The following is a 12,115-nucleotide window of genomic DNA, read 5'->3' as shown; positions in this document are numbered from 1 at the left end:
TTAATAATGCACCGATAACTTTAAGGATTATCATTAAATGATTGCCTTTTTGTGCAGAAATTCCGCATTTTTCTGCGTTATAGTAGTTTTTTGTTCTCGCTCATCGAGGTCTAAATGTTAAGGCTAAATACCTTTAACTCGATCACACACTGGTTCAAAAGAAACAATTAATTTACAAACAGATATTGGGAAGTATGGGTATGACACAGCAACCTGCATTGGTGGTCGACAGTTTCGACAAGAAGATCCTCAACATCGTACAAGACTCAAACAGAGCTACCTCAGACAAGATTGCAGAAAAGGTCGGGCTCTCTCCAGCTGCTGTTCAGCGCCGTTTAAAACGCATGAGAGCACAAGGTGTCATTCAAGCTGATGTCTCAGTGATCAACCCAAAGGCAGTCGGCCACGGAATGACGTTTATCGTTCAGGTAACGCTAGAGCGTGAGCGTGTGGATTTGATGCACAATTTCAAAAAAGAGATGAGTTCAAACCGCTCAGTACAGCAATGCTATTACGTAACCGGCAGTTCAGATTTCATCATGATTGTCACAGCAGCGGATATGGAGGGTTACGACAACTTTACTCGTGAAGCCTTCTTCGACAATGCCAATATCAAGAGCTTTCAAACCAATGTGGTGATGGATAACGTCAAGGTTGGGCTGACGATTCCAATTGATGAGCAGCGTGATTGATGACCAGCGCGATTAGAAAGCAAGGCGTGTCGTGAAATGAAGTCAGAAAAGAGAGGAAAAAAGACGGTATGAAGAAACCTTACATACCGCCAACCTTGGGGCTTACTTTATTATTCGTTGTTCGCGATTAGCTATTAGCTATTTACTGTTAACTGCTAGCTGCTAACTATGTACTTTTCGCTATTAGATTTTGTTGTCGATGATCTGTTGGTAGAGATCGGGGTCGGTTGCCCCTTCAGTACCAACCACCAACACTCGACTGTCTTCAGTCAAATTCAATTTTTCAGCGAAGTTCATGTCTTGCTTGGCGATGATCGCTGCGGCAAATCCAGGAACGGCAGATTCCCCCCCTTCTATCGCTACTTCTGTTTGTTCGCCACTTGCCAACATACGCATCGATTGAGGAATAGCTTCTTCGCTCAACGTCATAAAGTCATCCGCGCCATTTTGTAGAATCGTCCACGCCAAGCTTGAAACCTCACCACATGCCAAACCAGCCATCAGCGTCTCTAAGTCGCCCGTAACCACAATCGGCTTACCCGCTTGAGCACTCTTCTGTAAGCAGTTAGCCTGCTCAGGTTCTACGATTACAAAACGTGGACGATCGACGCCCCACAAATCCCAGAAGTAACCACAGACAGCGGATGCCAAACCACCCACTCCCCCTTGCACAAAGACATGGGTTGGAATCTCGCCATCCAATTGCTCAACAATTTCTGCCAACATCACGGTGTAACCTAAAGCAACGTCTTTAGGGATTTCCATGTAGCCTTCGTAAGAGGTGTCCGAAACAATCACGCGATTTTGCGCTTTAGCTTCTGAGTCGGCCAAACGAACGGATTCATCGTAGTTACCAGTAATGCGTACCACTTCTGCACCGAACGCTTCCATCGCTTGCTTGCGGCCTTCCGATACGTCACGGTGAATGTAGATAACACAACCACAACCAAACATTTGTGCGCCCCATGCGACGGAGCGACCATGGTTTCCGTCAGTTGCACAGCTGACAACGATTTCAGCAACTTCTGATTTCCATTCCCCGTTGAGCAGCTCACTGATGGTCGGGTTCTTCCCATAGCGATTGGCGATTTCAATCTGAAGCTGACGAGCAACGGCATAAGCGCCGCCTAGTGCTTTAAAACTCTTCAGGCCAAAACGCTGCGATTCATCTTTGTACCAAAACTTGTTTACGCCGATCTCAGCAGAGATAGCATTCAGCTCATGCAAAGGAGTAACAGAGTAGCCTGGCCATTGAGAAATATCTTTAATCGCCTGTTGTGAGTTCGCGACACTTAAAATGTCACGCTGCTCGCTCGAGTATTCCAATTCAGGGCGTGCTTGAGGGTTAGCGTAGTGGGTCAGAGTGCCTGCCAGTAACTGCATAAATGATCGTCCTTATTAGTCATTCACATGCTCCTTACATCGTTAGATTATAGAAAGCTAACGGCCAGTAAGGCTGCGGATAATAAATTCTATCGATAAAAAAGTGCCGTGATTACACATTCTTATCACACGATCTGCGGAAATTAATTGTTACATGAGTGTTAAATGAAGAATTTATTCACCAACGAACATCGGTACTCGACGACTCAATATGCCAGTACACTAAACAACAGATGCTCAAAGGGTTGGTGACAACAACGTCATCACCAACCCTTTCAAGTCGTTTCTAATTTTAATCCGAGCTTAAGCTACTCAATTCGAGTGATGAAGCCGTATTTATCTGAATCGGTCTTAGTCACCCAGTGTTCACCATCAGATGGCGCAGAGTCTAAAGTGAAGATGTAAAAATCAATCCCTGTATCTCCCATCACCTTCTTAAAATACGTCGCTTGCTTACGGTGGCTCTCCTCAGTATACGGGAAATCTTTTGCGGTCTTATCGCCCGTCCCCCAACTGTGCACGCCGATTTGTTTGTTTAATTCAATGGCCTGCTTGGTGTTAGAGCGCTGTAAGATACGTGGATTACCAGCAGCAAATAGATCGGTACCACCCGAGAAAACCGAACCCGTTGGGGTCACGATTGTCGTCATCTTGTTGTTCTTAATCATGCGCCCGGTGTACATATTGATATCATCGTCGGCACTGCCACCGATGTGGTTAGTGAACTTCAATGTCATCTCACTGCCTCGGTATAACTTTACGATATCAAAAAGCTGAGAATAGGTTGATGCACCCAGAGTCGAATTAATGCGCTCAACAGCGCCAGTCTCTTTAAGCACATCTCGGTAAAAAGCGTTGAAGGCAAACGAGGTGGTTATCGTTACCTTGTTCCCACTTTTAGTGTTGCTCAAAATCGTCGAACCCAGGCTCGTCACGTATTGCGACAACTCATTGTGGTATTCAAGCTTAACGGCTTTTGCACTGTTCGCTGTTGTTTGGATTAACGTGGTCTCATTAGAAACAGAGCGTAACGCGGAGCTGCAATCAAACACGTCCAAACCCTTGCTCTCGGTGTAGATACCACAGCTATCAAACCCTGCATCAGGAAAATACAGGTCAACGCTTTGACCTAAACTATCCGCAAGCCTCACCACTTTTTGCTTATCACTAATGTCTTCCGCAAACAGAATAGTTTCATACTGCACACCATCGTAAGTCAGCTCCATTGACTCTTGGACCTCTTGTCGCTCTTGATACAACTCGCCAAACTTAGCTGATGAAAACACGTAATCTGCCTTAGGTTTCACTTGTGCTTTAGTCGCCGCTTTGCTTGAGTTAGAGCTTGAATTACAGCCCGCTAATAGAACCAAAGGTAATGCCAGTAGCGTTTTTCTATAACTATTCATGTGATAATTCCCAAAATTGTTTGATGGGAAAATTCTATTATTTAAAGACAAAAACATCTGTCGTGCGAATGTATGAGAATGTATATCTTTTTGAACATTGTTTTTTATTTTCGCACAAATTAAAAATCATCATTGAACTGGCGTGGAAAGTGTTTAATCATTCATGTCAGGTATTTTACGTAAAGCATGCAAATTGGAGATGCCACAATAGCTAACCACTAGATAAGGCTCCCTCACGTAATCTCAATGATTGAAACGCACGACAAGGCTGATAATGGAATGACAAAACCTAAAATGATCATCGTGGAAGACGATTTAAAACTTCAGAAAATGCTGCAGGACTACTTTGTCACGCAGGATTTTGATGTCACCACGTTAGATGACGGTAGTGATGCTGCGAAAACGATCCTTGCCGAACAACCTGACATCGTGTTGTTGGATTTAATGCTCCCTGTAACCGATGGACTGACAATCTGCCGACAGACGCGTACACACTATAAAGGTAAAATCTTGATGCTCACCGCTAGCGATGACGACTTTGATCACGTCGCTGGTTTAGAGACAGGGGCTGATGACTATGTCACCAAGCCAATCAAACCAAGAGTTCTGCTGGCCAGAGTTCGCTCGTTATTACGCCGTCAAGACGCTAATACCACTTCAGTCGATGACTCAGACAACCTTCAGTTCGATCAACTGGTTCTGAAAAACACCTATAAGAAGTGTGAACTTTCAGGTGCCGTTTTATCACTCACTGACAGTGAATTTGACCTACTTTGGTTATTAGCGAGTAACCCTGATACGCCATTATCACGTGACTATTTGACGCAAACACTGCGCGGGATTGAGTACGACGGGATTGATCGAACCATTGATAACAAAGTGGTGCGCCTAAGAAAGATTCTTGGCGACGATCACGCACCAGCAGAGAAAATTCAGACCATTCGCGGTAAAGGCTATTTGTTTGTTTCAACCGCCTGGCACTAACCTCGCTCAATACGAGCGTAATGAAAGAGATCAATTATGCGACGTATCTATTTGGAGTCCTTGTTAGGGCTATTAGTTTGCTTTATGACCGGCCTTGTCGCCTACGAGATCTGTGTCTATCAGCTCAACACCGACTACGAATATGTACTGCAAGATTACGAAGCGACGGCCCACCAGCAACTGATAGAAAACATCGCTAAGAATCAAGGTCTTGAAGCCGCTCATCAAGCGATAAACCAGTTTGTAGAAACCACACGAAATAAACTGGTCACGTTCAGCCCAGACGATGAAATACCAGGCCCAGTTTCAGAATTTTTCAGTACCAACCCAAATACCTTTATCTTTCACGATGATGAACGTGACCTATGGTTTCGATTAGCCAGCAGTGGCGATACCTATCACTACCTACCCAACAGTGAAGCGTTCGTTAGGCAAAAGATAGAGCTAGAGGATGACCTCATTTGGTTGTTCTTTTTAGCAAGCTTTATCTTGTACGGCTTATGCCACCTGTTAATCATCTTCCGCCGAGTTAAAAAGCTTGAATCTGCCACTCTGCGTTTTGCTGAAGGGGATCTCTCCTCGCGAGCCGAGACTTCAAGCGGCATTGCGATTGGGTCACTGAACAAATCCTTCAACCTAATGGCCGACCGAATTCACCGCTTGATTGAGAGTAATCGCTCACTCACTAATGCCGTCGCCCATGAACTGCGCACGCCAATATTCCGTATTCAATGGCAAGCTGAAATGCTCAAAGACACCCAGCTAAACGAAGATCAAGAGAGAACGATTGAGAGTATTGTCGAAGACACAGAAGAAATGGAAAAAATGGTTGATGAGCTATTGTATTACGCCAAACTCGATAGCACTGACCTAGAAAACTTACAAAAACCATTAGAGATTCGAGATTTTCTCGACCACGCAATGGCGCGTTGGAACAAAGACACTCAGCTCAACATCGACCTATCGCTACCAGAGCAATCTAGCTCAATAATGGCGGATGAAACGCTACTTAACCGAGCACTAGATAACCTAGTGCGTAACGCAATGAAATTCGCACGCTCACAAGTGTCGATTGCAGCAAGCGTGCATCAAGATCAGCTACAAATCGCGGTACACGATGACGGTGATGGTGTGGCAAAGGAGCATCAAGCTCGCCTGTTTGAACCGTTTTACGTTGGCGACAAAGCGCGTAACAAAGCCAAGAGCGGTCATGGTTTAGGGCTGTCTATCGTTGAGAAGATCTGTGCTCAACACAACGCAACCGTGGAGGTAGGTCAGAGCCAAGCCTTAAAGGGTGCGGTATTCACCATTACCATTCAGCTGTGTAATGATTCAACTGACAAACCCATACAGTAACTACAAAACACCTCTGGAATAATGTTCAACATCGGTCGGGAGATGCTGTCTCCCATGAACTTATTGAATCTAGATAATCACGACACTGCTTTTGTGGCTTGCCATCTCGATTCCAATCATTCTTAAGGTATTTTTATGAAAAAGTTATTAGTTGTTTTAGGCATTGTTTCTCTAGCAGGTTGTTCAGGTATTAACCACAATGAAGAAGTTTACACAGCGCACGCTGAGAGCTTCAACATTGTAGGCTTCCAAGTTCCGGGCAACACTCAAGATCGTGCAATGGAATTGGTTCCTGAAGGCGCAACCGTCGATACCGTTACATCAACAAATTCTGATACGACCTCTGTTTTGGGTGTTATCAACCGTATTATTGGTATTGAATATGTTCAAGTTGGCGGTAAAAAGCAGTAATTCGCTTTAGTCGCAGACCATAGCTAAGTGTATTAGTTACGTACCTTTAATCAGTAGCCTGCACAAACTAAGTTAATCTAAGCCAGTGACCCGTCGCTGGCTTTTTTCATCCAGCAGTTTTTGTGCTCTGTGCCAAATAAAGCCCCATTTGGCTAACTCTCTTGTAACTAACAATTCAGAAAATAAGCCCCAAAATCGTCAATTTCTTATCAAAATTGCCTTTAAACTCGCTTAATAGTCTTTCGCTCAAAATGACACTTCCAAATCGTTGATCCTTCTATCAACCCAGAGCCCGCTAATTGAGGCACAGATCAATTTACCTAGAAATCTTAATTTCCAATAAAAAACAACACCTAATAAAATTGTCATGATTTTATAAATAAAACCTATGAGTGCGTTCAAAAATAAACAGAAACGATAACTATCTGTAAATACGAGAAATATAAGTTTCATGAATAAAAGAGATCATTGCCATGCTACTAATTAATCAGATCGAATGATGTAAATTCGTTGTGATAATTTTGTTACGTTTTCATGGATTTTACATGGAAAGAGAAAATAACAATGAAAATGAAAAAGCGTTTAGTTGCCGTTGCTATAGCGAGTGCTATGTCTTTATCAGTACATGCAAGTGAATCCGTTAACATCGATCAACCGATCAACTTTACTAGCTTTTCTGGGTTGAACGCTCAGTTAGGTGTCAGTAACGCCTCTAGCTTTAAGATGGTAAAGGAAGTTAACCTCAAAAAGCGTGGTATCTACAAAGTTAAGATCCAACAGAACATCTGGGGAACACCCGTTTGGGGGCATTACCTAAATGCCACCCAAAGTGTACAAGGTGGCGCACTTAAGTCTGTTCAAGGCAGCTACCTTAAAACGACGACCCTAGAGCGATCTTTTGTTAAGCCATCGATCAACAGCTCTCAAGCGGTTGAGCTTGCGAGTAAAGATCTCAAAGTTCAGGGCTTAACCAGCAAATCTTTAGACAACGTACAACATCAGCTGTTTATTTATCAGGGCGCCTCTAAGCAAGGAGCTGATAAACAAGGCATTGGCTCACAAGGTGCAGATAAAACACGCCTAGTCTACGTTGTCTCTTACCTTGTCGAGGGTAGCGAACAGCCGACTCGACCATTCACCATGCTAGACGCACACACCGGCGAAGTCATCGACCGTTGGGAAGGTATTGCTCACGCACAGATCGGTACAGGCCCCGGTGGCAACGAAAAAACAGGCATGTACGAATACGGCACCGACTACCACTACCTTGATGTGGTAGAAAATGGCACAGAGTGTGTGATGGAGTCTGAAAATGTCGTTACCGTTGACCTGAATGGTGCGACAGACGGCGACACCACTTACAGCTATGAATGTCCTCGTAACGAACATAAAGAAGTGAACGGAGCCTTCTCTCCACTCAACGATGCGCACTACTTCGGTAACATCGTATTCGACATGTATAAGAACTGGTTCGACACTGCGCCACTCTCTTTCAAACTCATGATGCGTGTTCACTACGGAAATAACTACGAGAACGCATTTTGGGACGGCAAGGCAATGACTTTTGGCGATGGTGAAAGCTTCTTCTATCCACTTGTTAGCCTAGATGTGTCAGCCCACGAAGTGAGCCACGGTTTCACTGAGCAAAACTCAGGTTTGGTTTACGCGAACCAATCCGGTGGTATGAACGAAGCTTTCTCTGATATGGCAGGTGAAGCTGCAGAATACTACATGAAAGGCACCAACGACTGGATGGTCGGCCGTAATATCTTTAAAGGCGACGGCGCTCTGCGTTACATGGACGATCCATCACGAGATGGTTCTTCAATCAACAACGCATCCGAGTACTACGATGGCTTGAATGTCCACTACAGTTCTGGTGTGTTCAACAAGGCCTTCTACCATCTTGCAACCACACAAGGCTGGGATACCAAAAAAGCGTTCGAGCTTTTCGTGCTATCCAACCAAATTTACTGGTCGGAAAACAGTGACTTCTGGCAAGGTGCTTGTGGCGTGAAAAACTCGGCAACCGACCTTGGCTACAATGCCGATGATGTTGTTTCTGCGTTCGGTCTGGTGGGTGTTACCCCATGTGCCGAGCCACCACTGCCGCCAGAACCGGAATATCAACGCCTTGAAAACGGTGTTGAAGCTGCGGTTGCTGGTGAAACCGGCTCAAAAACTTACTTCGATATCGAAGTACCAGAAGGCCAAGACAAGCTAACGATTGATCTTGCTGTCTCTACTGGTGACCCAGATATGTATGTCGGTCTAGATTATGCGCCAAGCTCTCAAGAGAATATCTGTAAGAGTGAAAGTGTAACCGATGAAGTGTGTGTGATTGAAAACCCAACGGCCGGTCGCTACACGGTGAACATTCTGGGTTACTCAGATTACGCAGGTGCAAATCTGAAAGCATCGTACGAATCAGGCAATGCTAACGTACCGCCAGTTTCTTCTTTCGAACACACCATTGTCGGCAAAGAAGTAGAACTGCGCAGCACAAGTTCGGACAGCGATGGTCAGATCGTCTCTTACCAATGGAACCTTGGCGATGGCAACACACAAACAGGTGAAGTGACTCGCTATACCTACGCTGAAGCTGGCGACTACGTGATTACCCTAACCGTGACTGACGATGCAGGCGTTGCAACATCAACAAGCAAATCTATTACGATTGAAGGTGACTCAGCGGAAGGCTTCCCACTAAAACTGAAGTTTGGTAACAAAAACCCGAATGGCAAAGCTCGCGTTAAGCTGGCATGGGATTACAACACCAACGACTACTTCGTGATTAAGCGTAATGGCAAAAATGTTGGTGCTACAGACTTCAACTCATACGTCGACAAGTTCCGTCACAACGGCACAGTAGATGTTGAGTACCAAGTATGTACCTCAAGCGATATCTGTTCAGAAACCAAGCACTACCGTTTCATTAAAACTCAATAATCGAAAGTAGATTCAGGGCTCCTTATGGGAGCCCTTTTCGCGATTGAGCTACTTGGCTAATGAGCTAATGAAACGCCTACATGAAAAAACCACGCATTACACAAAAATCACCCCCATCAACATAACAATACTCACCATAAAAAGGACGACAAATGGCTATTCAAAAAAGCATGCTAGCTTTGGCTGTACTCGGAGGTTCTTTAGCCTTAATCAACAGTACTTCGGCTTACGCATCACTAGGCATCACACCACCAGCGAACGAAGAAGTTTGGATCACCACCGATGCTGACGCACAGCATATAATGACTCAGCATGGCGCAACAGTTTACCCAAGCGTGACTGGAAACAAGCATTCCATCGTCGCGAAAATCAACCAGAAAGAGCTCGCTAAACTATCCAGCCACATGCACGAAGAAACTCACCGTTGTGGTGGCTACATGGTGCACGAAGACAAAGCAAGCGCACTCAAAGCCGCAGCAATGCCACTGACAATGAGCAGCTTCGAAAAGCCGGTGATCAGCCATCAAGATACGGTGAACGACCTACTCGCTCAGGTCGAGCCGAACAACATGGTCACGACCATCGAAAATCTAACCAACTTCACCAACCGTTTTTATACTACTTCTACTGGTGTCGCTGCTTCAGATTGGCTTTTAGAACGTTGGGAAACAGAAATTAAGGATGTGCCGTATGCGTCTGCACGCCAGATCACGCATGCCGAATATCCGCAAAAATCCGTTGAAGTGACACTGCTTGGCGCTAAATATCCTGAAGAGATCGTCGTTGTTGGTGGGCACCTTGATTCGACCGTTGGATCTTGGACAAGCGAAGGCACCATCTCACCGGGAGCCGATGATGATGCGTCTGGCATTGCAACGGTAACAGAGTCGCTTCGCCTGATGATCGCCAGCGGTATTCAACCAGATAAGACCATTAAGTTCTATGGTTATGCTGCAGAAGAAGTCGGGCTGCGTGGCTCACAAGATGTCGCCAACGCTTTAAGAGATGAGCAAGCAAACGTTGTATCGGTACTGCAATTGGACATGACCAACTACAACGGTTCAGCGCACGATATCACCTTCATCACAGACTATACCGACAGTAACCTCACCGCCTACTTAAGCGAGCTGATCGACACTTACGCTAGTGAGATCAGTTACGGTTTCGATGATTGTGGCTATGCCTGTTCTGACCACGCCTCTTGGCACAATGTTGGCTACCCAGCTGCCATGCCATTCGAGAGCATGTTCAATGATTACAACCCAAGTATTCATACCCAGCACGACACGCTTGAGAACTCCGACCCTACGGCGACACACGCGACCAAGTTCGCCAAACTAGCCATTGCTTACCTTGTCGAAACCAGCCTTGATTCACCCGTTGCTGGCCCTAAAGAGCTGCAAAATGGCGTGCCTGTTGAAGGACTTACTGCTGGATATGGTGAAGAGCAACTATTCACATTTACGATGGAAAGTGCAGGTCAGTTAACGGTAACATTAACAGGCCCTCGTAGTGGCGATGCCGACCTTTACGTGAAACACAACGGCACCGTATCGAAAGCGAGCTACGATTGCCGTCCATACCAGAACAGCAGCAACGAACAGTGTGTATTGAACAAACCAGCGGGTGAATTCAATATCATGGTGCGCGGCTACCGTAACTTTAACGATGTCACCATCGTCGCTAACTTTGTGCCGGGTTTGCAGTAACTAATCACTAGCAACTGGCAACCAACGAGCCTTGGTGGTAGGTTTCAATTGAGCATCCACTAGGTTTACTCGGCCAACCTATTGGCAAACCACTTAGGCAAAAAACATAACGCAGCTGAACTGGCTGCGTTTTTTGTTAGTGGCAACATAGATGTAGATGTAGATGTAGATGAAAATAGTTACTTCACCAAAAGCTAATTAAGCATCCCTAAATATAAATAAAAAGTTATATTTTAATTAAGTAATTAGCCCCCTTCCCCCAACACACCCACCTTATATTCAATTCTATAAATAACCAACACGAATAATAAAGCGGTCACTTATTTAGTTAATGCTTATTCTATTGCTCTCTAACCCGTTAAAAAATACCTAGCACCCAAATCCAAACGCCAATTTAAATATAATTTCACAAACGATCATTTAATTACTTATTTAACGAAGCTCAACATCATACCCATATAATAAAAGAGGGTAAATACTAGAAAAGGAGTAAGCAATAAGAAAGACATAGCCAACAAAAACAACAAGTAAGGCCAGAACAACAGCATAAAGAAGAACTGGTTCAATTAAATCCAGCACTCCACATAATCATAAAAACAGACAACCAATACATATAATAAATATTGCATATATCAAACGGATGTATATTATCTATAAATTATTCGAGTTTATACGTACATTTTATAAGTTTTGTTTTCAGTTCAACAGGGACAACCCTGAATTATACAAATCAAACACTACTTATATTGGGATTAGTTATGAGTAATAAACTAAAAAACATTATTTATTTTACGGGATTAACTGTCATTTTAATCATGACGACGAGCTTATTAAATTGGAAGAATTTAAAAAAATCGTCAACCGTAAGTAACAGAAAACCATTGGGGTACAAATTTAATGCCCCCATCGAAGCTGCACTCGCTGGTGTTCAAGGACTTGGCTTTGCCATCTTAGCCGATGAGGTTCGCCACCTCACTAACCGTACTCAACAAATTACCACCAAAGTTAAAGAAGTTACCACCTCACTTCAACACGAGGCCAGCAACTCAATCACCACTATTGAAGATATGAAGGCTCAAATAACCACCGCGACGGTCGAGCAAACGCTTGTCGCTGGAGAGATTAATCAGAGTCTTGCGGACATCCATCACAAGGCTCCCGTAAGCGGTAAGCACGTTCAAGATAAACGGTTAAAACCTGTGTTCATTTAACGCTAAGTAGGAGA

9 protein-coding genes are annotated in these 12,115 nt (G+C 44.4%); 7 read left to right on the top strand and 2 right to left on the bottom strand.

What is annotated here, in order from left to right; translation table 11 throughout:
* Positions 1–200 precede the first annotated feature (200 nt).
* Positions 201–692, top strand: coding sequence for an Lrp/AsnC family transcriptional regulator (locus AACU28_RS01250; protein WP_004732456.1), 492 nt, complete (start codon positions 201–203; stop codon positions 690–692).
* A 183-nt stretch (positions 693–875) separates the two neighbouring features.
* On the opposite strand, the gene AACU28_RS01245 is transcribed toward AACU28_RS01250, so the two are convergent.
* Together AACU28_RS01245 and AACU28_RS01240 are read right to left on the bottom strand one after the other, a co-directional pair.
* Positions 876–2,075, bottom strand: coding sequence for a diaminopropionate ammonia-lyase (locus tag AACU28_RS01245; RefSeq protein ID WP_121602155.1), 1,200 nt, complete (start codon positions 2,073–2,075; stop codon positions 876–878).
* A 308-nt stretch (positions 2,076–2,383) separates the two neighbouring features.
* The gene (locus tag AACU28_RS01240) at positions 2,384–3,481 is read right to left on the bottom strand and encodes an alpha/beta hydrolase (protein ID WP_121602154.1); all 1,098 of its coding nucleotides are present in this window, start codon (positions 3,479–3,481) and stop codon (positions 2,384–2,386) included.
* A gap of 279 nt (positions 3,482–3,760) precedes the next feature.
* Between AACU28_RS01240 and AACU28_RS01235 the strand changes: the two genes are divergently transcribed.
* The 6 genes from AACU28_RS01235 (at position 3,761) to AACU28_RS01210 (ending at position 12,101) form a co-directional block, all read left to right on the top strand.
* Complete coding sequence (locus AACU28_RS01235; RefSeq protein ID WP_026012327.1) at positions 3,761–4,465, top strand: response regulator; 705 nt, start codon at positions 3,761–3,763, stop codon at positions 4,463–4,465.
* A gap of 36 nt (positions 4,466–4,501) precedes the next feature.
* Entirely contained in the window at positions 4,502–5,821 is a 1,320-nt protein-coding gene (locus AACU28_RS01230) for a sensor histidine kinase (RefSeq protein WP_121602153.1), read from the top strand.
* Positions 5,822–5,956: 135 nt separating this feature from the next.
* Entirely contained in the window at positions 5,957–6,232 is a 276-nt protein-coding gene (locus AACU28_RS01225; RefSeq protein WP_004732471.1) for a hypothetical protein, read from the top strand.
* 564 nt (positions 6,233–6,796) lie between these two features.
* The gene (locus AACU28_RS01220; protein WP_121602152.1) at positions 6,797–9,181 is read left to right on the top strand and encodes a M4 family metallopeptidase; all 2,385 of its coding nucleotides are present in this window, start codon (positions 6,797–6,799) and stop codon (positions 9,179–9,181) included.
* Positions 9,182–9,333: 152 nt separating this feature from the next.
* Complete coding sequence (locus AACU28_RS01215) at positions 9,334–10,890, top strand: M28 family metallopeptidase (protein ID WP_121602151.1); 1,557 nt, start codon at positions 9,334–9,336, stop codon at positions 10,888–10,890.
* 758 nt (positions 10,891–11,648) lie between these two features.
* Positions 11,649–12,101, top strand: a complete 453-nt coding sequence (locus AACU28_RS01210; RefSeq protein WP_108085777.1) for a methyl-accepting chemotaxis protein — start codon at positions 11,649–11,651, stop codon at positions 12,099–12,101.
* Positions 12,102–12,115: the final 14 nt, after the last annotated feature.

The organism is Vibrio sp. SBT000027 (assembly GCF_963894355.1).
Lineage (GTDB): Bacteria > Pseudomonadota > Gammaproteobacteria > Enterobacterales > Vibrionaceae > Vibrio > Vibrio splendidus.
The sequence above is the reverse complement of the archived record's forward strand: the minus strand, read 5'-3'. Positions and strand labels throughout refer to the sequence as shown.